Source organism: Pseudomonas sp. FJ2-5-13, from assembly GCF_029201605.1.
GTDB lineage: Bacteria > Pseudomonadota > Gammaproteobacteria > Pseudomonadales > Pseudomonadaceae > Aquipseudomonas > Aquipseudomonas lactis.
Genome location: NZ_CP104045.1, coordinates 604,970 through 630,436, shown reverse-complemented (window position 1 = coordinate 630,436; position 25,467 = coordinate 604,970). Strand labels below are relative to the sequence as shown.

The following is a 25,467-nucleotide window of genomic DNA, read 5'->3' as shown; positions in this document are numbered from 1 at the left end:
TATAGTGCGCGCCATCGACGACGGCAACGTTGTTGACGCTGCCCAGGTGGTGAAATTGGTAGACACGCCAGCTTCAGGTGCTGGTGATCGCAAGGTCGTGGAAGTTCGAGTCTTCTCCTGGGCACCAAATTCAGATCAAACCCGCGAAAGCGGGTTTTTTCGTTTCAGGCCTTTGATTTTTAACGGAAAAATTGATTTATATTTTTCGAATCAGGGGTTTACAGATCAAAAGCCCCGCCGTATAGTTCGCCCCATCAACAGCGGCAACGTTGTTAGATAATGCCCAGGTGGTGAAATTGGTAGACACGCCAGCTTCAGGTGCTGGTGATCGCAAGGTCGTGGAAGTTCGAGTCTTCTCCTGGGCACCAAATTCAGATCAAACCCGCGAAAGCGGGTTTTTTCGTTTCCGGGGTTTGAAAACTTCCCCAGTGATTCCCCCCCTCATCCGCACTTGAGAAGATTTATCGTTTATCCTTGCAATGATTTGTTGCATATAAGCGAGGAACCCTTCGGATGATGATCCGTGACAACCGACTCAAGACATCCCTTCTGCGCGGCCTGACCCTCACCCTACTCAGCCTGACCCTGCTCTCGCCCGCCGCCCATTCTGCCGACAAGGTCTCCCTGACCTTATACAACGGCCAACACAAAGAAGTCGGCGATGAACTCGCCAAGGCCTTCGAAGCCAAGACCGGCATTCACGTCAACGTGCGCAAAGGCAGCAGCAACCAGTTGGCCAGCCAGGTCGTCGAAGAAGGTGAGCGCTCCCCTGCCGACGTCATCTACACCGAAGAATCACCACCTCTGAATAAACTCGGCGAGCAAGGCCTGTTGGCAAAAATCGATGCCAGCACCCTCGATGTGCTGCCCAAGGATTACGTGGGCAAAAACGGCGACTGGATGGGCGTGACCGCACGCACCCGCGTCGTAGCCTTCAACCCGAAACTGATTGCCGAAAAAGACTTGCCCAAATCGGTGCTGGATTTCGCTGGCCCCGAGTGGCAAGGCAAGGTTGGCTTCGTGCCCACCAGCGGCGCGTTCCAGGAACAAGCCGTGGCGATCATCAAGCTGCACGGTCGCGAAGCCGCCGAAGAGTGGCTGACCGGCCTGCGCGCCTTCGGCAAGGTGTACAGCAACAACATGGTCGCCCTCAAGGCCGTGGAAAACGGCGAAGTGGCCACCGTTTTGGTGAACAACTACTACTGGTTTGCCCTTAAAAAGGAAAAAACCAACCTGGACTCTCAACTGCATTACTTCACCGATGGCGATGCCGGCGGCCTGATCACCGTGTCCTCCGCCGCCGCACTCAAATCCAGCAAGCATCCCAAAGAAGCTCAGCAATTGCTGGCATTCATGGCCAGCGAAGAAGGCCAGCGCGTGATCACCAACACGTCGGCTGAGTACCCGCTGCGCAAGGGCATGGAATCGAACCGGGGCCTCAAGCCATTTAGCGAGTTGCAGCCGCCGAAAGTGACCCCCGCAGACCTGGGTAACGCCGAAGAAGCCCTGGAACTGGAACGTGACGTTGGCCTGAACTGATGAACCCATCGCTTTCCGTCGCGGGGTTCACCCCCCGTCGCAAACGCCCGTCGATCTGGCTGCTGCTGCCCGTGCTGTTGCTGGTTGGCCTGAGCCTGTTGCCGCTCGTCTATGTCGGGCTCAAAACCTGGCAGGCGGGCTGGACGGAGGCGGTGCATCTACTGTGGCGGCCTTATGTGTTCGGGCTGCTGCGCAACACCCTGGCGCTGATGGTCGGCGTGACGCTGGCCTGCGGCGTGATCGGCCTGTCCCTGGCCTGGCTGCTGGAACGCAGCAACCTGCCAGGCCGGCGCCTCTGGGGCGTGATTCTTTGTCTGCCGTTTGCGGTGCCGGCGTTCGTCAGCAGTTTTACCTGGGTGTCGTTGAGCGCCCAGTTTGAGGGGCTCGGCGGCGCGATCCTGGTGATGAGCCTGTCCAAATACCCGCTGGTGTTTCTACCGGTGGCGGCAACGCTGCGCAATCTTGACCCTTCCCTGGAAGAGTCGGCCCGCACGCTGGGGCTCAACCGCTGGGGCGTGTTCTTTCGCATCACCTTGCCGCTGCTGTGGCCATCGCTGCTGGCTGGCTCACTCTTGATCGCACTGCACATGCTGGTTGAATTCGGCGCGCTGTCGATCATCGGCTTGCAGACCTTCACCACTGCGATCTATCAGCAGTTCGAACTGGAATTCAGCAATGCCAATGCGGCGATGCTCTCGGCAGTGCTGCTGCTGATGTGCCTGACGCTGCTGTGGCTGGAGCTGCGCGTACGCGGCAAAGGCCGGCACGTGCGCATCGGCCAGGGCGCGGCGCGACACGCCGAGCAGGTTCGGCTGGGCAAGTGGGCGCCATTGGGCCAGGTGTATTGCCTGGCGCTGGCGATCATTGGCAGCGGCATTCCGCTGGGGATGCTCGGATATTGGTTGGCAGTCGGTTCGTCGGCAGCGTTTCCGATGGCCGAGATCGGTGAGGCGCTGCTGTCTTCTCTGGCGCTCTCGCTGGGCGGCGCCGCACTGTGCCTGGTACTGGCAGTGCCGGTGGGGTTGCTGGTGGTGCGCTACAAAGGGCAACTGGCGATCTGGGCTGAACGTTTGCCGTACTTACTGCATGCCCTGCCCGGCCTGGTGATTGCGTTGACCCTGGTGTATTTCGCTCTGCATTACGTGCCAGCGCTGTACCAGACCTCGGCGTTATTGCTGATTGCTTATGCGCTGCTGTTTTTGCCGTTGGCACAGGCGCCGATTCGTACAGCGCTGAACAAAGCGGCGCCACAGTTGGAAGAGGCTGCGCGCACATTAGGCGCATCGTCGTTCAGTGCGTTTTGCAGAGTCACCCTGCCGATCATATTCCCGGCATTGGGTGCGGCGTTTGCGTTGGTGTTCCTGGATGCGATGAAGGAACTGACGGCCACGCTGCTGCTGAGCCCGACCGGGTTGAATACCTTGGCGACGGCCGTCTGGGCGCATACCTCGAATGTGGAATTTGCAGCGGCGGCGCCGTATGCGGCGTTGTTGATTCTGGTGTCGGGGTTGCCGGTGTATCTGCTTACGACGCGGATGTATTTGAGCCGCTGAAACCGCTTTCGCGAGCAAGCCCGCTCCCACATTTGGAATGCATTTCAAACTGTGGGAGCGGGCTTGCTCGCAAAGGGGCCCTCCCTGGCAACCTCAAGCCCTGAACTGCCCCAAACTCGCCTTCAACTGCGCCGCCAACCCATCCAGCACCTTGCCACTGGCCGTCGTCTCCACCACCGCCTGCGCCGCACGTTCGGCCTGGGCGTGGATTACCTCGACGCGCCCACGCACCGCATGCGCGCCCTGGGCCTGATGCTCAGCCGCACGCGTCGCCAGGCCGATGGCAGCGTGCACCTGCTCCACCGAAGCCTGTACCGTCTGCTGCAAGCGCACGCTGTCGCGCAGCACCAGCAAGCCCTCACTGGCCTGGCGCCCCGCCTTGCCGATGGTTTCCACCGCCTCACGCGCGCCCTGTTGCAACGCGACGATATGCGCCTGAATATCGCCCGTGGAGCTTTGAGTCTTGCTGGCCAGCGCCCTCACTTCGTCCGCCACCACCGCAAAGCCACGCCCAGTCTCGCCAGCCCGTGCCGCTTCGATGGCTGCGTTGAGGGCGAGCAGGTTGGTTTGCTCGGCGATGCCGTGAATCACGGTCAACACCACTTCAATCTGTTCGCTTTGCTGCGCGAGCCGTTCGATCACCTGGGAACCGGCCTGCACTTGCCCCGCCAACGCCTCGATCAAGCTGCCGACTTCGGCCGAGGTCCGTGAGTTTTCATCCGTGGCCTGGCGAATATCCACCACCTGCTGCAAAGCCGCCTGCATGGCGTGGCTTTCGGCTTGGGCCTCATCGGCCATTTGCGACAAGGCGCGCAAACTCTCGGCCACTTCATCACGCTGCAAGCCCGCCGCCGCATCGGCGCCGGCATTGCGCAACGTCATGGCGCCGATTTCCACGCCGGTACGCTGGGCCACGTCGCCCGCCTCCCGCACGATGGGCTGCAACTTATCGACAAAGCGATTGACCGCCGAGGCCATATCGCCGATTTCGTCCTTGCTGTTGATCTGCACGCGCTTGGTGAGGTCGCCCTCGCCGGCCGCCAAGTCATCCATCGCGGCAATCAGCAGCTTCAGGCGATTGACCACGCGCCGGCCCAGCACGATAGCGATCAGCAGCAACACCCCAAGCCCCACCAGCGCCAGGCCCATGCCGATGCGCCAGCGCAGGGTGCCCGCCGCGTCTTGCACGGCGCTGGCGGTGTTGGCCGTCATTTGCGTGGCAGTGGCTTGCGCCGATTGCAGCCGGGCGCCCATGGCGCTGGCGCTGTCAGCTGCGGCGCCCTTGAGGCTGTCGCCCACCAGTTGGTCACCGCTGGCGATCAGCGCGGCAAAGCGCTTATCCAAGGCTTGCAGGTCGGCCTCAACCGCTGCGGTCGACACACCCATGCGCACCTTGCCGATTTCCACACCATTGGGGCTGATGGAGGCTTCAACGTAGTACACGGAAGGGTCAGTCTTGGCCGCGTCCAGTACCTTATCCAGGGCGCGCTCCCCTGCGCCCTTTGCCAGCAGGGCCTGGTTGATCGGGTTTTCGCGGTTCAGGTATCGGGTCAGGTGCTCGCCTGCGGCGTCGTCGTACACCACGAACAGCACATTGGGGTTGCGCTGGGCCCGGCGGGCAAACTCTGAAAGGGTCGGCACGTCACTGTCCCACATGGCACGGGGCGCGACCGACGCTAGCAGTTGCGCCATGTCATTGGCGGAGTCCTGCAGGTCTTTTTCCAACGTCGCACGCAATTGCTTTTGCTCTTCCTGCAAGCGCGTGGAAAGCCCTGCTGTCAGTCGCTGGCGCGTGCTGGCGGACAGGCTGTCCAGACTGGAGGTGACTTCCTTGCCAGCCTGAGCCAGTTCGCCAGACAACTTCTGGCTATCAATGCCCAAGCGATTGCCCAAATCGGCTTCCAGCGCCGTCACCGTGCTCCGCGTCAGCGCGACGGCCACCAGCACTTGCACCAAAAGAGCGATACCAAGGGTAACGAACACCGGCCGCAATAGACGGCTTTGTAACAACGAGAGAACGGCAGACACTGGAAATCCCTCCACCACGGGTGCCACTAATTTGATAGCACCTCGAAAGAGGGAAACACAGCAAGGGTCGTGCCGCTTGCCGGGCAGAAACGACAAAGGGCTCCCTAAGGAGCCCTTTGCCTGTTACATCAACAGCTTATTACGCGAACGGGTGACGCAGAACGATGGTCTCGTTGCGGTCCGGGCCCGTCGAAATAATGTCGATCGGTGCGCCAATCAGCGCTTCGACGCGCTTGATGTAAGCACGAGCGTTGGCTGGCAGCTCTTCCAGGGTCTTGGCGCCGACGGTCGATTCAGTCCAGCCCGGCACTTCTTCGTACACAGGCTGCAGGCCCACGTAGCTGTCAGCGTCGGTCGGAGCAACGTCGTTACCTTCAGCATCTTTGTAGCCGGTGCAGATGTTGATGGTTTCCAGGCCGTCGAGTACGTCCAGCTTGGTCAGGCAGATGCCCGAGATGCTGTTCACATCGATAGCGCGACGCAGGATTACGGCATCGAACCAGCCGCAACGACGAGCACGGCCAGTGGTGGCGCCGAATTCGTGGCCTTGCTTGGCCAGGTGCGCACCGACGTCGTCGAACAGCTCAGTCGGGAACGGGCCCGAACCTACGCGAGTGGTGTAGGCCTTGGTGATACCCAGGATGTAGTCCAGGAACATCGGGCCAACGCCAGAACCGGTCGCAACGCCGCCAGCGGTGGTGTTGGAGCTGGTCACGTACGGGTAGGTACCGTGGTCGATGTCCAGCAACGAACCCTGGGCGCCTTCGAACATGATGTCCTTGCCAGCGCGACGCAGGTCGTGCAGCTCGGCCGTCACGTCCAGCATCAGCGGCTTGAGCAGCTCAGCGTATTCCTTGCACTCGGCCAGGGTCTTTTCAAACTCGATGGCTGGCTCTTTGTAGTAACCCACCAGCATGAAGTTGTGGTAATCCACCAGTTCACGCAGTTTGTCTTCAAAGCGCGGCATGTTGAGCAGGTCGCCCACACGCAGGCCACGACGTGCAACCTTGTCTTCGTAGGCCGGGCCGATGCCGCGACCGGTGGTGCCGATCTTCAGCTCGCCACGCGCCTTTTCACGGGCCTGGTCCAGCGCAACGTGGAAGGACAGGATCAGCGGGCAGGACGGGCTGATACGCAGGCGCTCGCGCACCGGTACGCCTTTCTCTTCCAGCTTGGTGATCTCGCGCAGCAGGGCGTCAGGTGCGACCACCACGCCGTTGCCGATCAGGCACTGCACGCCTTCGCGCAGGACACCCGACGGGATCAGGTGCAAGACGGTTTTTTCGCCATCGATGACCAGGGTGTGACCAGCGTTGTGGCCACCTTGGTAGCGCACTACGGCGGCAGCATGTTCGGTCAGCAGATCAACGATCTTGCCTTTGCCCTCATCACCCCATTGGGTGCCCAGGACTACGACATTCTTACCCATAACACTTGTCCTCATTCGCGCAAACTTGGTGCCGGCGATGGCCGGCAGGAAAACTCAAGAAGCCAGTGGCGATACTTGCCAAAGCCCGTTCTGCTGAATCAATTGCCGGTCGCAGTCCGCTTCACGGGCGGCGGCCAATGGCTGCCCAGGCAAGGCCTGGACTACACGCTGACCCTCACGGCGTAACTGGCAAACCTGCTGCCAGAGCGCTGCGTCCGTACTGTCGGGCATCCAGATGCCACCAGACGGCAGCTCGACCTCAGCACGCCCCAGGGTCACCAGGGTTTTCAAATCGGTGGAAAAACCAGTGGCCGGACGCGCACGACCGAAGTCGGCGCCGATATCGTCATAGCGACCACCTTGGGCGATGGCCTGGCCAACACCCGGAACGAACACCGCGAACACCACACCGGTGTGGTAGTGGTAGCCGCGCAATTCACCCAGATCAAAATACAGCGGCAGCTCCGGGAACCGTGCCGACAAGCGCTCGGCAATCGCCAGCACGTCATCCAGTGCCGCCAAGACCGGCGCCGGCGCATTGGCCAGGCGTTCACGCGCAGCCGCCAGCACTTCACGCCCGCCGCACAGGTCTACCAGCGCCCGCAGCATGCCAGCCAGCTCAGCAGGCACACCTTCGGTGAGGGCGATCACTTCATCGATCGCCTTGCGCTGCAGGGCATCGAACAACTGTTGCTCCACTTCACCGGACAACCCGGCAGCGCGCGCCAGGCCACGGTAGATACCAACGTGGCCCAGATCCATGTGCACATCCGGCACATCTGCCAGTTGCAGCATGGCCAGCATTAGGCTGATCACTTCAACATCGCTGCTCGGGCTGGCATCGCCGTACAACTCGGCGCCCAACTGGATCGGGCTACGGGAAGACGACAACGCACGTGGCTGGGCATGCAGTACGCTGCCGGCGTAGCACAGGCGGCTCGGGCCTTCGCGACGCAGGGTGTGCGCATCGATGCGCGCCACTTGCGGCGTGATGTCGGCACGGAACCCCATTTGCCGGCCCGATTGCGGGTCGATGACCTTGAAGGTGCGCAGATCCAGGTCCTGGCCCGCGCCGGTCAGCAGGGATTCCAGGTACTCGATATGGGGAGTCACGACAAACTCGTAACCCCAGCTCTGGAACAGATCCAACACCTGGCGACGCGCTACTTCAATGCGCGCAGCTTCTGGTGGCAGTACTTCTTCGATGCCATCTGGCAGCAGCCAGCGGTCTACCGTTGCCATTACGCCATTCCCCTTTGATCCGGGCGGCCAGCCCTCGGCCGAGCCTTGAGTGAAGCAGAAAATACCCGCCCCTTGCATAAACCACGCGCAAGAGCGACGTGACGAACGGCCTGCAAACGGCCTCGTCGGGCACTTTCCTCGAAAAACCTGTCACGCCTGCCGAATCAAACATGCAGACGCAAAAAAGCCGGGAATTTCCCGGCTGCCGCATCATACACCCGTTTTCTGAAAGGATCACCCCGCCCGGCATTTTAGCCGCCCGACGGAGTGCGCCTTACAGAATCACGGGCTGGTTACTTGGACTTTTCCAGGTAGCGGAAGAAGTCGCTGCTTGGGTCCAGCACCAGTACGTCGGTTTTGTTCGCGAAGCTTTCACGGTAGGCGCGCAGGCTACGGTAGAACGCGTAGAACTCCTGGTCCTGGCCGTAGGCCTTGGCGTAGATCGCCGCGGCTTGAGCATCGCCATCACCACGCGCCTCTTCAGACTCACGGTAGGCTTCTGCCAGCAGTACACGACGCTGACGGTCGGCATCGGCACGGATACCTTCAGCCAACTCGTTACCCTTGGCGCGGTGCTCACGAGCCTCACGCTCACGCTCGGTGCTCATACGCTCGAACACGCTGCGGTTCACTTCCTTGGGCAGGTCAATGGCCTTGACGCGGACGTCGACCACTTCGATACCCAATTCTTTTTCCGCCATGGTGTTCAGCGAACGGGTGATGTCAGCCATCAGCGCATCACGTTCACCGGATACCACCTCATGCAGGGTGCGCTTACCAAACTGGTCACGCAGGCCCGATTCCAGACGACGGGACAAACGCTCGTCGGCAATCTGCTTGAGGCCGGAAGTCGCGGTGTAGAAGCGCTCGGCATCCTTGACGCGCCACTTGGCGTAAGCGTCGACCATCACGGCTTTCTTTTCCAGGGTCAGGAAGCGCTGTGTCGGTGCATCCAGGGTCATCAGGCGGGCGTCGAACTTGCGCACCTGGTTGACGTAGGGGACTTTCACATGCAGGCCCGGCTGGACATCTGCCTGGACCACGCGACCGAATTGCAGCAGCACCGCACGCTCGGTCTGAGCGACGATGTAGAAGCAGTTCCAGGCAGCGATGACCACGACGACGCCCACAATCAGGGCGGTCAGCGATTTATTGCTCATCAACGGCTCTCCCTGGTACGTGTTTGCTGTTGCAGCAAGTCAGCGGCCGCACGGGCGCTCGCTTCGTTGGCAGCGGCATTCGAACCGGTGGACGGTGCACTGGCGCCGCTACGACCACCTTCGATCATCTTGTCCAGCGGCAGGTACAGCAGGTTGTTCTGCCCACCTTTGCTGCCGGTCACGAGAACCTTGCTGGTGTTGCTGAAGACTTCCTGCATGGTGTCCAGGTACAGACGCTCGCGGGTCACTTCAGGTGCTTTGCGGTACTCGGCAACCAGCTTGGTGAAACGATCTGCCTCACCCTTGGCGCGGGAGACCACTTCGTCGCGGTAACCGTTGGCATCTTCAAGGATGCGCTGGGCCTGACCACGGGCTTCCGGCACAACGCCGTTGGCATAGGTTTCAGCCTGGTTGCGCGAACGCTGCTCGTCTTCACGGGCACGGATCACGTCGTCAAAGGCTTCCTGCACTTCACGCGGTGCCGCTGCGCTCTGTACGTTCACCTGGGTAACGGTGATACCGGTACGGTAAGTGTCGAGGAAGCGTTGCAGACGCTCCTTGATTTCGCTGGCCATCAACTCACGACCTTCGGTGAGCACCTGGTCCATGGCGGTGGAACCCACCACGTGGCGCAGAGCACTTTCGGTTGCGTGTTGCAGGCTGATTTCCGGCTGATCAACGTTCAGCACGAAGTCTTGCAGGTTGCTGATCTTGTACTGCACGGTCAGCGGCACTTCGACGATGTTCTCGTCTTCGGTCAGCATCTGGCCCTGCTTGGTGTACGCACGCTCACGCGTCACGTTCTCCATGTACTTCTTGTCGATCGGCGGGAAATAGATATTCAGGCCCGGACCGACAGTCTCGTAGTACTTGCCGAAGCGCAGCACCACGGCTTGCTCCTGCTCGTCCACCACGTACACGGCGCTGTAGAGCCATACGGCCGCCAGCACGACAAGCCCCAGGCCCAGCAGGCCATAGCCACCGCCCTTGCTTGTGCGACCGCCGTCGTCACCACCACGTTTTTTCCCACCACCGAACAACCCATTCAGGCTTTCCTGCAGCTTTCGGAAGGCCTCGTCGAGATCCGGTGGCCCCTTGCGGTCGCCATTATTGCGGCGCTTACCACCCCAAGGATCCTGATTATTCGAGTTGCCACCCGGCTCATTCCAAGCCATAGCGCTCTCCATCTGATAAAGCAAAGACGCACCCACGGCGCGCCGACCAATGCTACAGAATGCCTGCTACTGCGGCACAACCGCTTTCTCAGGCTTTTATTGCAAAGTGTGTTGTTCGATGAACTCTGCCGGTACAACACCCTCTCGGCTGACCAGCCGATTGAGTTCCGAGCGTGGCAATCGAACAGCCAGCAAGCTGACACCTTCTTCGTCGTGTTCTTCTTTCTGTACCGCGCCCAGCTCGAAAAACTGTGCACGCAGTCGAGCAAAACGCTGCGGCAAGCGCAAGGTGCCGACGAACAAATCGCTGCCGAGCAATTCGGCAATGGCTTGTTCCAACAGCTCCAGACCGCTGCCATCTCGCGCCGACAGCCAGACCCTCTGGGGGTTGCCGTTCTCGTCGCGCTGGATCTGTGGCTCAACGCCCTCAAGCAAATCGAGTTTGTTATAGACCTCGAGGATCGGCAAGTCCTGGGCACCAATCTCGCCCAGCACCACCATCACCTGTTCAATCTGCAACATGCGATCCGGTTCGGCCGCATCGATCACGTGCAAGAGCAGGTCGGAATTGCTCGACTCTTCGAGCGTAGACCGAAATGCCTCGACCAGCTTGTGGGGCAGGTGACGAATGAAACCCACGGTGTCGGCCAGCACAATCGGCCCCAGGTCGTCGATGTCCAGACGGCGCAGGGTCGGGTCGAGGGTGGCGAACAGTTGGTCGGCCGCGTACACATCCGACTTGGTCACGTTATTGAACAGCGTGGATTTACCGGCGTTGGTGTAGCCCACCAACGACACCGTAGGGATATCCGCACGGGAACGGCCACGTCGCGACTGCTCGCGCTGGCTGCGTACTTTTTCCAGGCGGCCCTTGATCTGGCGCAGGCGAACCCGCAGCAGACGCCGGTCGGTTTCCAACTGGGTTTCACCCGGCCCACGCATGCCGATACCGCCACCCTGACGCTCAAGGTGAGTCCAGCCGCGAACCAGGCGCGTGCTCATGTGGTCAAGCTGGGCCAGTTCAACCTGGAGCTTGCCTTCATGGGTGCGGGCGCGTTGGGCGAAAATATCGAGAATCAGACCGGTACGGTCGATCACGCGACACTCGAAAACACGTTCGAGGTTACGTTCCTGACTGGGCGTGAGGGTGTGATTGAAGATCACCAGATCGGCTTCTTCGGCATGAACCAGGTCGCGCAGTTCCTCGACCTTGCCGCTGCCAATCAGGTATTTGGCGGTTGGCCGATGACGCGGCACGTTAAAAAACGCAACGGTCTCGGCGCCGGCCGAATTTGCCAACTCCTGAAACTCCTGCGGATCTTCGCGCGCCTCAGGGTCCTGTCCATCCAAGTGAACGAGGATTACTCGCTCACCACCACCGTGGCGCTCAAAGAACAAAGGAGACTCCTATCAGGCGTTACCTGGCTCAGCGTCACCCTGTTCATCACCTGCTGCGCTAGGCAGACGGATTGGACGAACTGGAACGACTGTCGAGATAGCGTGCTTGTAAACCATCTGGCTGACGGTGTTTTTCAGCAGGATAACGAATTGGTCGAACGACTCGATCGTACCTTGCAGTTTGATGCCGTTGACCAGATAGATGGAAACCCCAACTTTCTCTTTACGTAAAGTATTCAAGTAAGGGTCTTGTAGCGAATGCCCTTTTGACATGTGCCGCACTCCTTTAAGGATCAATAATAAAAAATCGGAAAATAGATAGCTTATGGCCGTCACACCCCCAAGGATAGACGGCAATTGCAAGGACTCAGCTCAATATGGAGACCGTTCCCAAGTATTTCAAGGCGCGTGACAGATTGTCGCTGTCCAGGCTGTCCAACCAGTGCAACTCGCTCCAGCTGCGCAGCCAGGTGAACTGGCGCTTCGCCAATTGGCGCGTGGCAATGATGCCGCGCTCCTGCATTTCGGCTGACGTCAGCTTGCCATCCAGATGATCCCAGACTTGGCGGTAGCCTACAGCACGTATCGAAGGCAGCCCTGCATGCAGGTCACCTCTTGAACGCAATGCTACGACCTCGTCCACAAACCCCTGTTCCAACATTAGTGTGAATCTTTGTGCAATTCGTTCATGCAACACCTGGCGGTTTGCCGGAGCGATGGCCAGATTCGCCACAGTATAGGGCAATTGTGACTGTCCAGATGCGCCTGCGTCAGCACTTTGCGCACTTTGTTTCAGCCGATGTTCAGTCATGGTCTGGCCGCTGACACGCCAGACTTCCAGAGCACGGGTGAGCCGCTGGGGGTCATTGGGGTGAATACGTGCCGCAGACACCGGATCTACCGCCGCCAACTGGTCGTGCAGGGCCTGCCAGCCAAGGCGCGCAGCCTCTTCTTCCAGTTCGGCGCGCACCTGGGCATCGGCAGGCGGCATATCGGCCAGGCCTTCCTGCAACGCCTTGTAGTAGAGCATGGTGCCGCCCACCAGCAGCGGGATATTGCCGCGCGCGGTGATCTCGGCCATGGCTGCCAGGGCGTCGGTGCGAAAATCCGCCGCCGAATAGCTCTGCGCCGGGTCAATGATGTCGATCAACTGGTGCGGATATTGGGCCAATAGCGCTTTCGACGGTTTGGCGGTGCCGATATCCATGTCCCGGTAAACCAGGGCAGAGTCGACACTGATCAGCTCGCAGGGCAGCACCTTGGTCAGCTCGATGGCCAGATCGGTCTTGCCGGCGGCCGTGGGGCCCATCAGGAAGATGGCGGGGGGCAAGGCGCTCATCAGCGGCCGCGCAAGAACAGTTTGTCCAGATCGTCCAGGCCCATCTGGGTCCAGGTCGGTCGGCCATGGTTGCATTGACCGCTGCGCTCGGTGTTTTCCATGTCGCGCAGCAGGCCGTTCATTTCCGGCAGGGCCAGGCGGCGGTTGGCGCGGATGGCGCCGTGGCAGGCCATGGTGCCAAGCAATTCGTTGATATGCGCCTGGATACGGTCGCTGGTGCCGTACTCCATCAAGTCTGCCAGCACATCGGCCACCAGGCGGTTAGCCTCGGCCTGCTTGAGCAGCGCGGGAATCTGGCGGATCGCCAGGGTTTCCGGGCCCAGGCGTTGCAGTTCGAAGCCCAGCTTCTGGAACACACTGTGATGTTCTTCTGCGCAGTCGGCTTCACGCTGGCTCACCGCCAAGGATTCAGGCACCAGCAGCGGCTGGCCGCTGAGGCCTTCGCTGGCCATGGCGATCTTCAGGCGCTCGTACATGATCCGCTCATGGGCGGCGTGCATGTCCACCAGCACCAGGCCATGGGCGTTTTCGGCGAGGATATAAATGCCTTTGAGCTGCGCCAGGGCATAGCCCAGCGGCGGAATATCACCACCGCCTTCGGGCAACGCCACAGCAGCACCCGGTTCGGCACCCGGCAGCGGCGCGAAAAACTCACGGTACGCCGCCTGGGCCTCGGCCACCGGCACCGTCGATTGCGGACGCGGGGTGTATTGATACTGATAACCCGCACCGGCACCCGAGTTTGGCGCGGTGTAGGCTGGCTGCGCCTGCGGCGATTGCAGCAGGTTGGCCGCCAGGCTCATCTCACCCTGGGGACCGAACTCGCCGGCTTCCGGACCGCTCGGGCGTACCACCGCTGTGACAATCGGCGCGGACAACTGATCATCCGGACGCACGTCGCCCAAGGCGCGGTGCAGCGTGCCATAGAGGAAGTCATGCACCATGCGCCCGTCACGGAAGCGCACTTCGTGCTTGGTCGGGTGCACATTGACGTCGACCACCGAAGGGTCAACCTCAAAGAACAGCACAAAGGTGGGATGGCGCCCATTGAACAGCACATCGCGATAAGCCTGGCGTACCGCGTGGGCCACCAGCTTGTCGCGTACCGCCCGGCCGTTTACAAAGAAATACTGCAAGTCGGCCTGGCTGCGGGAGAACGTCGGCAACCCGACCCAGCCCCACAGCCTCAAGCCATTGCGCTCGATCTCAATCGGCAGCGCCTGCTCCAGGAACCCGCTGCCACACACCGCCGCCACCCGCCGAGCACGCGCGGCGTCGTCGTTGGCTTCGTGCAGGCTGAGGATGGTCTTGCCATTGTGGCGCAAGTGAAAGGCCACATCGAAACGCGCCAAGGCCAGGCGCTTGATGACTTCTTGCAGGTGATCGAATTCGGTTTTCTCGGCCTTGAGGAACTTGCGCCGCGCCGGGGTATTGAAGAACAGGTCGCGCACTTCCACCGAGGTGCCCACCGGATGCGCCGCCGGCTGGACCCGGGGCGCCATGTCGCGGCCTTCGGTTTCCACTTGCCACGCTTGCTCGGCGCTGCGGGTGCGGGAGGTCAGGGTCAGGCGGGCCACGGAGCTGATGGAGGCCAGGGCCTCACCGCGAAAGCCCAGGCTCATGACCCGCTCCAGGTCTTCCAGGTCGCGGATCTTGCTGGTGGCGTGGCGGGCCAGGGCCAGGGGCAGGTCATCCGAAGAGATGCCGCTGCCATCGTCACGTACCCGCAGCAGCTTGACGCCGCCCTGCTCCACATCGACATCGATGCGTTTGGCACCGGAGTCGATGCTGTTTTCCAGCAATTCCTTGATCACCGACGCCGGGCGCTCAACCACCTCACCCGCGGCGATCTGGTTGGCAAGGCGCGGGCTGAGCAATTCAATGCGCGAGCCGCTGTTCAAGGTGGATTCGCTCATTACTGCGCCGCCAATGAAGTGCCGGGGATGGTCAACACCTGGCCGATCTTCAACTCATCGGTTTTCAGGTTATTGGCGCTGCGCAACGCTGCAGGCGTGACCTGGAAACGCACGGCCAGCATGGCAACGGTATCACCGGGTTGCACACGATGGTCACGCGGGCCCTGGGCGATTTTGCCGGAGTCGCGCAGCCATGCGATATAAGTGCCCGGCGGCGGGTTCTGCTGGAAGAACTGGCGCACGCCGGCGCTGATCGAGCGCGCCAGCGCTTGCTGGTGGCTGGCGCTGGCCAGTTTCGACGCTTCGTTGGCGTTGGAGATAAACCCGGTTTCCACCAGGATCGACGGGATATCCGGCGACTTCAACACCATGAATCCCGCTTGTTCCACGCGCTGTTTATGCAGCGAGGTCACACGGCCGATATTGCTCAGGACTTTCTGGCCTACGTTGAGGCTGGAGGTCAGCGAGGCGGTCATCGACAGGTCGAGTAGTACGCCTGCGAGCATCTTGTCCTTGTCATCAAGGGACACGTTGCCCGCGCCACCGATCAAGTCGGAACGGTTTTCGCTGTCGGCCAGCCAGCGCGCGGTCTCGGAGGTAGCGCCGCGATCCGACAGAGCAAATACCGAGGCGCCAAACGCAGCGGTTGAAGGCGCGGCGTCGGCGTGAATGGACACGAACAGGTCCGCGCCCTTTTTACGGGCAATTTCGGTACGGCCACGCAACGGAATGAAGTAGTCACCGGTGCGGGTCAGTTCGGCGCGGTAGCCTTTCATGCCATTGACCTGGCGCTGCAGCTCGCGAGCGATGGCGAGCACCACGTCTTTCTCATGCTGGCCGCGTGAGCCGGAAGCCCCCGGGTCTTCGCCACCGTGGCCAGCATCGATCACCACGATGATGTCGCGCTTGCCGGCCGGTGCGGGCGGTGGCGGTGGCAGCTTGACCTGGGGTTGCGAAGGGTTGACCGGCACCGCAGGCACCGTCGCCACGCTCGGCGTTGGCGCAGGCGGCGGTGCGGCGTCGGCGGGGTTGTCGAACAGGTCGACCACCAGGCGGTTGCCGTACTGGGCGTTGGGGGCCAGGGAGAAGCTTTTGGGGGTCACGGCCTTTTTCAGGTCGATGACCACACGCAGGTCGGTCGGCGTACGCTGGGCCGAGCGCATGGCGGTGATGGGCGTGTTGGCGGTAGAGACTTTCAGCGGCGCGGCCAGGCTGGCACCGTTGATGTCGATCACCAGGCGATCAGGCGCCGTCAAGGTAAAGACGCTGTGCTGGACCGGGCCAGACAGGTCGAACACCAGTCGCGTGTTATCCGGCGCTCGCCACAGGCGAACACTTTTCACCTGTGAAGCAGCCAGAGCATTGACAGTCATTGCCGCAAGCAACACCCCCACGACAGCAACCAACGCGCGAAAGCGCATACCTAACCCCACCAATTATTTGAATTCCAATGCCAGAGCAGCACACCACGACTCAGCGCGTGGGCTCTGGGGCAACAACTTCAGCTGACGTCCGTGCTCATGCGGCGTAATGGTAATGGTCAGGTCCGGCTTTGGCAAAAAGCCTGTGCCTTTATTTGGCCACTCGATCAGGCACAGCGCATCATCGTCGAAGTAATCACGGATGCCCATGAACTCCAACTCTTCCGGATCGACCAGGCGATAGAGGTCGAAGTGGAAAGCACGCACGTCGCCGATCTCGTAGGGCTCGACCAAAGTGAAGGTCGGGCTTTTTACCGCGCCGGTATGGCCAAGGCCGCGAATAATCCCCCGGGACAGGGTGGTTTTACCTGCGCCCAGGTCGCCCTCGAGAAAGATCAACCCGGCCCCTTGCGTGACCTGCGAAATACGCTGACCCAACGCGACCATGGCCTCTTCATCTGCCAGGAAAAGAATTACTTCAGGCACGGCGACTGCTCCTCCAGCAATTGACGAATGGCGGGGATCAGGTCGCTGGCAGCCAAGCCGCGACCAAAACTGCCCTGGCGGTCTCCGGCGGTCGCGTGCAACCACACGGCCAGGCAGCTCGCTTCGTACGCGAGCATACCCTGAGCCAATAGTGCGCCGACCAGGCCGGCCAGCACATCGCCGAGCCCCGCCGTAGCCATCGCCGGGTGGCCTTGATCACACCGCGACACACGCCCATCAGGGCTGGCAATCAAACTGCCAGCCCCCTTGAGGATAGCCACTGCATTGAATTTCTGACTCAATGCGCGCGCCACCTTAAGGCGATCTGCCTGAACCTCGGCTGTCGATAACCCCAACAAACGCGCAGCTTCGCCCGGATGAGGGGTAATCACACAGTGGGCCGGCAGCTCGACGCTGCCAGTGGCCAGTTGGTTGAGCGCGTCGGCATCCCACACCTGCGGCTGGCTGGCATTGGCCGCGACCGACAACAGGCTCTTGCCCCAGGCGGCATCGCCCAGGCCTGGGCCAATGACGATCACCGAGATTTTTTCCAGCAGGCCCATCAACTGGTTGGCCGAGCTCAGGCCGACGGCCATGACCTCCGGCAGCCGAGCCAGAGCGGCCGGCACATGCTCCGGCCGCGTCGCCAGCGAGACCATGCCGGCTCCGCTGCGCAGGGCACTTTCGCTGCTCAGCAGCGCCGCGCCGCCAAAGCCACGGTCACCACCGATGACCAGCAGGTGGCCGAACTGGCCCTTATGGGCGTCCGGGGAACGCGCAGCCAGTTGCGGCAAATGGCCGGGCAACAACAGCTGAACGTCGGTAATTGGGTGTTTTGTCTGAGGCATGCGTCTTCAAGCTCCGATGTCTGGCAGAATTATACGCATCTAACCTGTGGTTTCCCGTGTCTCATGCCTGCTATTACCTCCGATCTGCCCGCCCTCGCCCAATCGATCAAAGACTGGGGACGCGAGCTGGGCTTTCAACAAGTGGGCATCAGCGGCCTCGACCTGGCTGAGCATGAACAGCACCTGCAACGCTGGCTCGACGCGGGTTACCACGGCGAAATGGAATACATGGGCGCCCACGGCAGCAAACGCTCGCACCCGGACGAGCTGGTGCCCGGCACCTTGCGCGTGGTGTCACTGCGCATGGACTACCTGCCCGGCGACACCCAGATGGCGCAATTGCTGGCCCAGCCAGAAAAAGCCTACATCTCGCGCTACGCCCTGGGCCGCGATTACCACAAGCTGATCCGCAAGCGCGTGCAGCAACTGGCCGACCGTATCCAGGCGCAGATCGGGCCGTTTGGCTTTCGCGCCTTCGTCGACAGCGCGCCCGTCCTGGAAAAAGCCATCGCCGAACAAGCGGGCCTGGGCTGGATCGGTAAAAACACCTTGGTTCTCAACCGCAAGGCCGGCAGTTATTTCTTCCTGAGCGAACTGTTTGTCGATTTACCGTTGCCGGTCGACCCACCCCACGCCACCGAACACTGCGGCCGCTGCACGGCGTGCCTGGACATCTGCCCCACCAACGCCTTCGTCGGCCCTTACGTGCTGGACGCGCGACGTTGCATTTCCTACCTGACCATCGAACTCAAGAGCGCCATCCCCGAAGACCTGCGCCCACTGATCGGCAACCGCGTGTTTGGCTGCGATGACTGTCAGATCGTTTGCCCGTGGAATCGTTTCGCCCGACCCACCGCCGAAAGCGATTTCAAGCCACGGCACAATCTGGATAACGCTGAACTGGCCGAATTGTTTATGTGGGACGAGGATAAATTTCTCAGCAGCACCGAAGGCTCACCCTTGCGCCGCGCCGGTTACGAACGCTGGTTACGCAACCTGGCGGTGGGCCTGGGCAATGCGCCCTCCAGCATTCCGGTGCTGGAAGCGCTCAAGGCGCGGCGGGACTACCCGTCGGAGTTGGTGCGCGAACACGTGGAATGGGCGCTGGAGCAACACGCTGCGCGTTAGTGAACGTCGTCGTTGTAGACGAACTTGGGCATTTCCCAGTGAAAACGGATCGCCAGCAGGCGTAACAGGAAGCCACTGAACAGCGTCAGCAGAATCGCTTGCTCGCTGGGCAGCTCCAGGTACAGGCACAGCAGGTAGAACCACGCGGCCAGGAAAGACACGCTGGCATATAGCTCGCGGCGGAAGATCAGCGGGATGTCGTTACAGAAGATATCCCGCAGGATGCCGCCGAATACCCCGGTGATGACCCCGCTGACCGACGCCACCAACATGCCGTGGCCCATCTCCAGGGCGGTCATGCAGCCGATCAGAGTGAACGCCACCAACCCCACCGCATCCAGCGCCAGGAACAGCGAGCGCAGGTGGCGCATCAAGGGTGCGATAAAGATCGTCACCAATGCCGCAACGGAGGTCAGCACCAGGTATTCGGGGTGTTTGACCCAGGTCAGCGGGTAGTGGCCGAGCAACACATCGCGCACCGAACCGCCGCCCAAGGCCGTCACGCAAGCGATCAGCACCACGCCAAACCAGTCCATGCCACGCCGACCCGCGGACAGGGCGCCAGTCATGGCTTCGGCGGTGATGGCGACGAGGTAGAGCATCAGCAACATGATGGCGATCCTGACAGAGAGGCCGGCAGTCTAATCATTTGCCGAGGGCACCAAAAGGGGGCGTTTGGCTAAAGACCGCGTCGCGCCCTTCGCGAGCAAGCCCGCTCCCACACTTGACCGAGTTGTCATGACGAACGAGGAACAGATGTGGGAGCGGGCTTGCTCGCGAAGACGCCGGGCCAGGCGCTACATCTTCAAGCCTTGATGAAATGCTTGCGGTAATGCTGCAACTCGGCAATCGACTCGCGAATATCATCCAGCGCCAGGTGCGTGCTGCCTTTATGGAAGCTGTCTTTGACTTCCGGCGCCCAGCGCGCAGCCAGTTCCTTCAAGGTCGACACGTCGAGGTTGCGGTAGTGGAAGTAACTTTCCAGCCCCTTCATGTGCGTATAAAGGAAGCGACGGTCCTGGCAGATGCTGTTGCCGCAGATCGGCGATTTGCCCTTGGGCACCCACTGTTCCAGAAAGGCGATGGTTTGGGCTTCGGCTTCGGCCATGCTGATGTGGCTGTCGCGCACGCGCTGGGTCAGCCCGGAGTTACCGTGGGTGCGGGTGTTCCACTCGTCCATGGTGGCGAGTACGGCGTCGCTGTGGTGGATGGCGATCACCGGGCCTTCGGCCAAAGTGTTGAGGTTGCTGTCGGTGACAATGGTCGCCATCTCGATGATGACGTCGGTGTCGGGGTTCAGACCGGTCATTTCCAGATCGATCCAAATCAGGTTCTGTGGGTTTTGCATGGCTTGATTCTCTTGGCACCTTGGCGTAGCCGGGCAGTTTAGCAGGCGGGGGCGTGCTAGACTCGCGACCGTTTTACCCAACTTTTGCATTATCGACACGGAACACCAATGGCCAAACGCCAGCTCAACCGTCGCCAAAACTGGCGCATCGAAAAGATTCAAGGTGAACGCGCCGCCCGCGCCGCCAAACGTGAATCCTCCGCCGTGGAAGCGCTCGAGGGCGGCGACCTGGGCCCCGAACAAACGGGCCTGGTGATCGCGCACTTTGGTGTGCAGGTCGAAGTCGAGGCGCTCGAAGGCGAACTCGCAGGCCAGGTATTCCGTTGTCACTTGCGCGCCAACCTGCCTGCGCTGGTCACCGGCGACAAGGTGGTGTGGCGTGCCGGCAACCAGGGCATCGGCGTCATCGTCGCCCAGTTGCCGCGCAGCACCGAACTGCGCCGCCCCGACAGCCGTGGCCAGCTCAAGCCGGTGGCGGCCAACGTCGACATGATCGTGATCGTGTTCGCGCCGCTGCCCGAGCCCCATGCCAACCTGATCGACCGTTACCTGGTCGCGGCTGAGCATGCTGGTATCCGCCCGTTGCTGCTGCTGAACAAATTCGACCTGATCGACGAGCAGAACGCCCCGGCGCTCAATGCGTTGCTGGCGGTCTACCGCACCCTGGGCTACCCGGTGCTGGAAGTGTCGGCTCACCACGGCAACGGCATGGAACAGCTGCAGCAGCAGTTGGACGGGCGAATCAGCGTGTTCGTCGGCCAGTCAGGCGTGGGCAAGTCGTCGCTGGTCAACAGCCTGTTACCGGAAGTCGAAACCCGCGTGGGCCCGCTGTCGGAACTGTCCGGCCAGGGCACCCACACCACCACCACTGCGCGGTTGTTCCACTTCCCGGGCGGCGGCGAGTTGATCGACTCACCGGGTATTCGTGAATTCGGCTTGGGCCACGTCAGCCGCAGCGATGTGGAAGCGGGCTTCATCGAGTTCAACGACCTGATCGGCACCTGCCGCTTCCGTGACTGCAAACACGACCGCGAGCCGGGTTGTGCGTTGCTCAAGGCACTGGAAGATGGGCGCGTGCAGCAGCAGCGGATGAACAGCTATCGGTCGATTATTGCGAGCTTGCCTGAGAGCAGTTATTGACGGTCAATTTCTTGATACACATAAACCGGGGGGCTGAAAGCCCTAGCCCATTGATTTAACAGGAGCAGGCATCAAGAATTCGAGCCAACTGGGTGGCTGATACGCACAAGCCAGCTTGTATTCGGATTTCCTGATGCTCATAATTGCTCCGTCACCAGCGAAAGCTGGCAGGAGTCTGGATCCTTTTCGGAGTTGATCCAGCGGCGCAGAAGGGGCGAAGCAAGCTCCGCTGCGTGTCGAATGAAGCCGCCTTCGGGCGGCTTTGCTTTTTGTGGGGAATTAACATTTGGCTCTCTACTATCACCCCAAACAAGGCGACGTTTTGCTGTGTGACTTCACCCGAGGCTTTGTCGCCCCGGAAATGCTGAAGATCCGCAAAGTCGTCGTGATATCTCCTACCTCGACCCACAGTCGCAAGCTCTGCACCGTGGTGCCAATCTCCTCTACTGCACCAGCGACCCAATACGACTGGCACCATTTGCTACGCACCAATCCACTTCAGTCCGATGGTTATAAAGAGCTATGGGTGAAGTGCGACATGATTTATACCGTCAGCTTTGAGCGCCTCGACAAGTTGCATAGAAAGACTCGCACCAAAGGTCGGGAGTACTTCGTCCCGCGCCTGTGCGCCGACGACATGCGAGGCGTAGTCAGTGGTGTCAAAGCATACCTCCCACTTTGAACACACATGAAAACGCCCCGAATGATCGGGGCGTTTACGTTTCCAGCGCATAGATCAATTATGACCCCGGTGCGGGCGCCGTAGGATCCTTGACGCCCCCATCATCAAACAGGTTCAGCTTCTGGCGCAGCTCATGGGCTGGCAACGGTTCCTGCTCCGGCGGTAGCGCGTTCGGGTCGGCCGGCACTTCGCCTGGCGCACCGTCGCCCTGGGTCGGTGCCGGTGGCGGTGGTTGATCGCCCTCAATCGCACGCTGGGCTTTTTTGGTCAGCACCACGATGTCGATACGGCGGTTGACCGGGTTGAACGGGTCTTTGGGATCAAACAGCTGCGAGGAGGCAAAGCCCACCACGCGCGCCACTTGCTGGTCCGGGTAGCTGCCGGCTACCAGCGCACGCCGGGCGGCATTGGCGCGGTTGGCCGAGAGTTCCCAGTTGCCGAAATCGCCCTGGCCCGCGTAGGGCTTGGCGTCGGTATGCCCGCTGATGCTGATCTTGTTCGGCACCGCCTTGATGGTGTCAGCCATGGCCAGCAGGATGTCTTCAAAGTACGGCTTCAAGCGCGCACTGCCAGAGTCGAACATCGGCCGGTTGGCCGCATCGGTAATCTGGATGCGCAGCCCCTCGGGGGTGATCTCGAAGGAAATCTGGTCCTTGAACTTCAGCAACTGTGGGTTTTCTTCAACCTTGTTCTGCAATTCCTGCAGCAACAGTTCCAGGCGCTCCTGTTCGACCTGCTCAGCCATGGACTCGACAGTGTCGCGCTCAATCGGAATTTTTTCCTGGGGCGACTCCGTTTGCACTTCGGGGTTGATGGTGCGCTCTGGCGCCAGTTCCGGCGAGCCGCCCAGGTCAATGACAAACGGCGTGCCGCTTTCCGAAAAGCCAATCGGGTCTTTGAAGTAGCCGGCGATGGCGATCTTCTGTTCTGGCGTAGCGGTGGACATCAGCCACAGCACCAGGAAGAACGCCATCATCGCCGTGGCAAAGTCGGCGAAGGCGATTTTCCAGGCGCCGCCATGGTGCCCCGCAGCGAAGCGCTTGACGCGCTTGATGATGATCGGCTGGTTGTTTTCCATGGCTTAGCGACCGCGAACCGCTTGTTCCAGCTCGGAGAAACTCGGGCGATGTTTCGGGTACAGCACCTTGCGCCCAAACTCCACGGCCAGCGACGGCGGCATGCCCGAGGCCGATGCCACCAGGCACGCCTTGATCGCTTCGTAGAGGTTGATTTCTTCCTTGGCATCGTGGGCCAGGGAAGTGGCGAGCGGGCCGAAGAAACCATAGGCGGCGAGAATACCGAAGAAGGTCCCCACCAGCGCCGCACCTACGTGCATGCCGATGGCCGCCTGATCGCCCTCGCCCAGGGACGCCATGGTCACCACGATACCCAGTACCGCCGCGACAATACCGAAACCGGGCATGCCGTCGGCGATGCCGGTCACGGCGTGGGAAGGATGCTCCAGCTCTTCCTTGAGGCTGAACAGCTCCATGTCGAACAGGCCTTCCAGTTCGTGGGGTGCCATGTTGCCGGAGGACATGATGCGCAGGTAATCACAGATATACGCGGTCATGCGCTCGTCTTTGAGCACGGCCGGGTACTTGGCAAAAATCGGGCTGGCTGCGGCGTCTTCGATATCACCCTCGATCGCCATCATGCCTTCGCGGCGGCTCTTGTTGAGGATCTCGTAGATCAGCCCCAGCACTTCCAGATAAAACGTGTGGGAGAAGCGCGAGCTGAACATGCCCAGGGACTTCTTGACCACGTGCATGGTCATATAGCCTGGGTTGGCCTGCAAAAATGCGCCGAACGCGGCACCGCCAATAATCAGCACTTCGAAAGGCTGGATCAGTGCGGCGATTTTACCGTGGGAGAGGACGTACCCTCCGAGCACACTTGCGATGACGACAATGATGCCGATAATTTTAGCCATAGGAGAGGGGTACTTGCGCCGTCGGGTTCATGGACATAGGGGGTGTTGCACAAAACTCTTGTTCTACTTATCGGCAAAACTGCGCCAGACTATAGCCCGTTAAGGCGAAAAGCCAATTCGGCCCGTTCCGGGCGTGTAGAACGCAAGTGATGATCGCGCCCCAATCATGGCAATTGAAACGACAGTCCCAACGAACTGCCCCACCACCCTCGCCGCTTGGATCAAGTGCCTGGACGACGTGCTGCTGCCCGTGCCCCAGGCCAGTCATGAGCGCGTATGCAAAGCCATTCGCGATAGCCGCAGTTCATTGCGAGATATTGCGGAGCTGATGCACAACAGCCCGGCCCTGGTGTTGAGTGTGATGCGCGAAGCCAACAGCCAAGCCCACGGCAGCCTGGCCGAACCTGCGGAAAACCTTGAAGTCGCGCTTAACCGCCTGGGTCTCAAACGTGCCGAAGAGTTGTTGGCGCGCCTGCCTTCGGTACCCGCCCGGGAAATTCCCGTGGCCTTGCGTCAGCTGCTGCTGATCAGCCAGCACGCATCTCAGCAAGCCAACGGTTTGTTCGGCAGTCGCCTGGCGCGGCTGTGGCAGGACATCCACTGGGGCAGCCTGTTGTTTTTGTCGCCGCTGTGGCCGATGGCCGTCGCCTACCCCAAGCTGCTGGAAGAATGGGAGTTGCGGGTGATCCATAAAGGCCAATCGGCGCGCCAGGTCGAGCAACAGCTGTTCGGCGTGCGCTTGCTCGACCTGTGCCTGGGCCTGACCGAAGCCTGGCACCTGCCGATCTGGGTTTCACAGGGCTACAAGTTGCTGCTGGCCGAGCAACGCCTGCTGGTCAAGGCGCTGCACATTGCCCGTCAAGACGACTCCCTGCGCCACCAGCAATTGCTCGATGCCGAGCCCAACCTGCGGCGCTGGCTGAACCAGCCGGCCAATACCGTGTTGCTGGCCAATGGCCTGGCGATGTCGGCCCAGGAATCCTGGACCTGCCCGCACACCGAGCGCTGGCAATACCTGACGGCGCTGTACCTGCAAACGCCATTGAGCGATGTTCAACAGCAAGCCCACCAGCAAGCGGTGACCAGCGCGCGCACCACCTTGATGCCCGACCTCTGGCACCCCGCGCTGTCGCTGATCTGGCCGTGGCATGTGCAGAAGGTCCATCGCGGCTTGTTGCCTGCACCGCCTCCGACTGCCGAAGCCTTGGCCGTGTGGCGCACGCGTTGCACCGAGTTGCTGGTGGAACCGAGCCGCTTTGCCAACGCCATGCACCTGACCACTTGCGCCAAGGAAGCCCTGGTGGCCAGTGGCATGCAGCGGGTACTGATATTCATGGCCGATCGCGCCTTGAGCACCTTGCGTGTGCACCAGGCCGACGGCCTGCCCAAGGACGCGGCTCACCTGAGCCTGGATGTGGTCAACAGCACGTTGCTGCAACGCCTGCTGGAAAAGTCCGCCCAGGTACGCCTGAACCCCGACAACCATGCGCAGTTTTCCGCCTTGCTGCCACCGATCCTGCGTCGCCTGTTTGTCGGCGAGCACCTGCTGTTGCGCTCACTGAGCTGCAACGGCCGCGTGGTCATGCTGATCGTGGCGGACCAGGGCGGCGGGCCGTTCTCGGAAACCACCGTGCAAGCGTTCGGCAAAACCGCCCAATGCATCGAGAAAGCCCTGCACAGCTTTACCAACCGCAGCGCCTGA

The 25,467-nt window shown here is 61.1% G+C and carries 22 protein-coding genes and 2 tRNA genes; 8 read left to right on the top strand and 16 right to left on the bottom strand.

Annotated elements, in window-relative coordinates; translation table 11 throughout:
• Positions 1-40: 40 nt before the first annotated feature.
• The 4 genes from N2A98_RS02710 (at position 41) to N2A98_RS02695 (ending at position 3,092) form a co-directional block, all read left to right on the top strand.
• A tRNA-Leu gene (locus N2A98_RS02710) sits at positions 41-127 on the top strand.
• Positions 128-281: 154 nt separating this feature from the next.
• Positions 282-368: transfer RNA gene (locus tag N2A98_RS02705), tRNA-Leu, on the top strand.
• Between the two features lie 145 nt (positions 369-513).
• Entirely contained in the window at positions 514-1,539 is a 1,026-nt protein-coding gene (locus tag N2A98_RS02700; protein WP_003188071.1) for an extracellular solute-binding protein, read from the top strand.
• Positions 1,539-3,092, top strand: a complete 1,554-nt coding sequence (locus N2A98_RS02695) for an iron ABC transporter permease (protein ID WP_078802393.1) — start codon at positions 1,539-1,541, stop codon at positions 3,090-3,092. The genes N2A98_RS02700 and N2A98_RS02695 overlap by 1 nt, the downstream gene beginning before the upstream one ends.
• Positions 3,093-3,185: 93 nt before the next feature.
• On the opposite strand, the gene N2A98_RS02690 is transcribed toward N2A98_RS02695, so the two are convergent.
• The 12 genes from N2A98_RS02690 to N2A98_RS02635 form a co-directional block, all read right to left on the bottom strand.
• Positions 3,186-5,120: a methyl-accepting chemotaxis protein gene (locus N2A98_RS02690; protein ID WP_275622994.1), complete on the bottom strand. Its 1,935-nt coding sequence runs from the start codon at positions 5,118-5,120 to the stop codon at positions 3,186-3,188.
• A gap of 139 nt (positions 5,121-5,259) precedes the next feature.
• Complete coding sequence (locus tag N2A98_RS02685; RefSeq protein WP_003188067.1) at positions 5,260-6,549, bottom strand: adenylosuccinate synthase; 1,290 nt, start codon at positions 6,547-6,549, stop codon at positions 5,260-5,262.
• 54 nt (positions 6,550-6,603) lie between these two features.
• Positions 6,604-7,791: an ATP phosphoribosyltransferase regulatory subunit gene (locus N2A98_RS02680; protein WP_044270992.1), complete on the bottom strand. Its 1,188-nt coding sequence runs from the start codon at positions 7,789-7,791 to the stop codon at positions 6,604-6,606.
• A gap of 293 nt (positions 7,792-8,084) precedes the next feature.
• The gene (gene hflC, locus N2A98_RS02675) at positions 8,085-8,951 is read right to left on the bottom strand and encodes a protease modulator HflC (protein ID WP_003188064.1); all 867 of its coding nucleotides are present in this window, start codon (positions 8,949-8,951) and stop codon (positions 8,085-8,087) included.
• The gene (hflK, locus tag N2A98_RS02670; RefSeq protein ID WP_003188062.1) at positions 8,951-10,126 is read right to left on the bottom strand and encodes an FtsH protease activity modulator HflK; all 1,176 of its coding nucleotides are present in this window, start codon (positions 10,124-10,126) and stop codon (positions 8,951-8,953) included. The genes hflC and hflK overlap by 1 nt, the downstream gene beginning before the upstream one ends.
• Before the next feature lie 96 nt (positions 10,127-10,222).
• The gene (gene hflX / locus N2A98_RS02665; protein ID WP_275622993.1) at positions 10,223-11,524 is read right to left on the bottom strand and encodes a ribosome rescue GTPase HflX; all 1,302 of its coding nucleotides are present in this window, start codon (positions 11,522-11,524) and stop codon (positions 10,223-10,225) included.
• A 12-nt stretch (positions 11,525-11,536) separates the two neighbouring features.
• Positions 11,537-11,797, bottom strand: a complete 261-nt coding sequence (gene hfq / locus N2A98_RS02660) for an RNA chaperone Hfq (RefSeq protein ID WP_003188059.1) — start codon at positions 11,795-11,797, stop codon at positions 11,537-11,539.
• A 94-nt stretch (positions 11,798-11,891) separates the two neighbouring features.
• Entirely contained in the window at positions 11,892-12,863 is a 972-nt protein-coding gene (gene miaA, locus N2A98_RS02655; protein WP_044270989.1) for a tRNA (adenosine(37)-N6)-dimethylallyltransferase MiaA, read from the bottom strand.
• Positions 12,863-14,764: a DNA mismatch repair endonuclease MutL gene (gene mutL, locus N2A98_RS02650; protein WP_161794311.1), complete on the bottom strand. Its 1,902-nt coding sequence runs from the start codon at positions 14,762-14,764 to the stop codon at positions 12,863-12,865. Before mutL ends, miaA begins: the two co-directional genes overlap by 1 nt.
• Positions 14,765-14,778: 14 nt before the next feature.
• A complete protein-coding gene (locus tag N2A98_RS02645; RefSeq protein ID WP_003188054.1) occupies positions 14,779-16,200 on the bottom strand; it encodes an N-acetylmuramoyl-L-alanine amidase in 1,422 nt (473 codons plus the stop codon).
• 15 nt (positions 16,201-16,215) lie between these two features.
• A complete protein-coding gene (tsaE, locus tag N2A98_RS02640; RefSeq protein ID WP_014716665.1) occupies positions 16,216-16,686 on the bottom strand; it encodes a tRNA (adenosine(37)-N6)-threonylcarbamoyltransferase complex ATPase subunit type 1 TsaE in 471 nt (156 codons plus the stop codon).
• Positions 16,674-17,534, bottom strand: a complete 861-nt coding sequence (locus N2A98_RS02635) for an NAD(P)H-hydrate dehydratase (protein ID WP_275622992.1) — start codon at positions 17,532-17,534, stop codon at positions 16,674-16,676. The genes tsaE and N2A98_RS02635 overlap by 13 nt, the downstream gene beginning before the upstream one ends.
• Before the next feature lie 63 nt (positions 17,535-17,597).
• Here N2A98_RS02635 and queG point away from each other — a divergent pair, with 63 nt between their 5' ends.
• The gene (gene queG / locus N2A98_RS02630; protein WP_032904047.1) at positions 17,598-18,662 is read left to right on the top strand and encodes a tRNA epoxyqueuosine(34) reductase QueG; all 1,065 of its coding nucleotides are present in this window, start codon (positions 17,598-17,600) and stop codon (positions 18,660-18,662) included.
• Here queG and N2A98_RS02625 read toward each other — a convergent pair.
• Positions 18,659-19,276: a trimeric intracellular cation channel family protein gene (locus N2A98_RS02625; RefSeq protein WP_169913170.1), complete on the bottom strand. Its 618-nt coding sequence runs from the start codon at positions 19,274-19,276 to the stop codon at positions 18,659-18,661. The genes queG and N2A98_RS02625 overlap by 4 nt on opposite strands.
• A 191-nt stretch (positions 19,277-19,467) precedes the next feature.
• The gene (gene orn / locus N2A98_RS02620; RefSeq protein WP_044270980.1) at positions 19,468-20,010 is read right to left on the bottom strand and encodes an oligoribonuclease; all 543 of its coding nucleotides are present in this window, start codon (positions 20,008-20,010) and stop codon (positions 19,468-19,470) included.
• 108 nt (positions 20,011-20,118) lie between these two features.
• Between orn and rsgA the strand changes: the two genes are divergently transcribed.
• Positions 20,119-21,150, top strand: coding sequence for a small ribosomal subunit biogenesis GTPase RsgA (gene rsgA / locus N2A98_RS02615; protein WP_003188044.1), 1,032 nt, complete (start codon positions 20,119-20,121; stop codon positions 21,148-21,150).
• A gap of 286 nt (positions 21,151-21,436) precedes the next feature.
• Positions 21,437-21,832, top strand: coding sequence for a type II toxin-antitoxin system PemK/MazF family toxin (locus N2A98_RS02610; protein ID WP_044270978.1), 396 nt, complete (start codon positions 21,437-21,439; stop codon positions 21,830-21,832).
• A gap of 58 nt (positions 21,833-21,890) precedes the next feature.
• Here N2A98_RS02610 and motB read toward each other — a convergent pair whose 3' ends face one another.
• Both motB and motA read right to left on the bottom strand, forming a co-directional pair.
• The gene (gene motB / locus N2A98_RS02605) at positions 21,891-22,910 is read right to left on the bottom strand and encodes a flagellar motor protein MotB (RefSeq protein WP_275622991.1); all 1,020 of its coding nucleotides are present in this window, start codon (positions 22,908-22,910) and stop codon (positions 21,891-21,893) included.
• 3 nt (positions 22,911-22,913) lie between these two features.
• Positions 22,914-23,765 carry a flagellar motor stator protein MotA gene (gene motA / locus N2A98_RS02600; protein WP_003188041.1) on the bottom strand — a complete coding sequence of 284 codons (852 nt, stop codon included), beginning with the start codon at positions 23,763-23,765 and terminating at the stop codon, positions 22,914-22,916.
• Positions 23,766-23,931: 166 nt separating this feature from the next.
• On the opposite strand from motA, the gene N2A98_RS02595 reads away from it, so the two are divergent.
• Positions 23,932-25,467, top strand: coding sequence for an HDOD domain-containing protein (locus N2A98_RS02595; RefSeq protein WP_275622990.1), 1,536 nt, complete (start codon positions 23,932-23,934; stop codon positions 25,465-25,467).

Coding starts and splice junctions, on each gene's coding strand:
- orn (WP_044270980.1), bottom strand. CDS start 20,010: ATGCAAAACCCACAGAACCTGATTTGGATCGATCTGGAAATGACCGGT.
- N2A98_RS02635 (WP_275622992.1), bottom strand. CDS start 17,534: ATGCCTCAGACAAAACACCCAATTACCGACGTTCAGCTGTTGTTGCCC.
- N2A98_RS02595 (WP_275622990.1), top strand. CDS start 23,932: ATGGCAATTGAAACGACAGTCCCAACGAACTGCCCCACCACCCTCGCC.
- miaA (WP_044270989.1), bottom strand. CDS start 12,863: ATGAGCGCCTTGCCCCCCGCCATCTTCCTGATGGGCCCCACGGCCGCC.
- N2A98_RS02645 (WP_003188054.1), bottom strand. CDS start 16,200: ATGCGCTTTCGCGCGTTGGTTGCTGTCGTGGGGGTGTTGCTTGCGGCA.
- queG (WP_032904047.1), top strand. CDS start 17,598: ATGCCTGCTATTACCTCCGATCTGCCCGCCCTCGCCCAATCGATCAAA.
- hfq (WP_003188059.1), bottom strand. CDS start 11,797: ATGTCAAAAGGGCATTCGCTACAAGACCCTTACTTGAATACTTTACGT.
- motB (WP_275622991.1), bottom strand. CDS start 22,910: ATGGAAAACAACCAGCCGATCATCATCAAGCGCGTCAAGCGCTTCGCT.
- hflC (WP_003188064.1), bottom strand. CDS start 8,951: ATGAGCAATAAATCGCTGACCGCCCTGATTGTGGGCGTCGTCGTGGTC.
- N2A98_RS02695 (WP_078802393.1), top strand. CDS start 1,539: ATGAACCCATCGCTTTCCGTCGCGGGGTTCACCCCCCGTCGCAAACGC.
- motA (WP_003188041.1), bottom strand. CDS start 23,765: ATGGCTAAAATTATCGGCATCATTGTCGTCATCGCAAGTGTGCTCGGA.
- N2A98_RS02685 (WP_003188067.1), bottom strand. CDS start 6,549: ATGGGTAAGAATGTCGTAGTCCTGGGCACCCAATGGGGTGATGAGGGC.
- N2A98_RS02680 (WP_044270992.1), bottom strand. CDS start 7,791: ATGGCAACGGTAGACCGCTGGCTGCTGCCAGATGGCATCGAAGAAGTA.
- N2A98_RS02700 (WP_003188071.1), top strand. CDS start 514: ATGATGATCCGTGACAACCGACTCAAGACATCCCTTCTGCGCGGCCTG.
- hflK (WP_003188062.1), bottom strand. CDS start 10,126: ATGGCTTGGAATGAGCCGGGTGGCAACTCGAATAATCAGGATCCTTGG.
- rsgA (WP_003188044.1), top strand. CDS start 20,119: ATGGCCAAACGCCAGCTCAACCGTCGCCAAAACTGGCGCATCGAAAAG.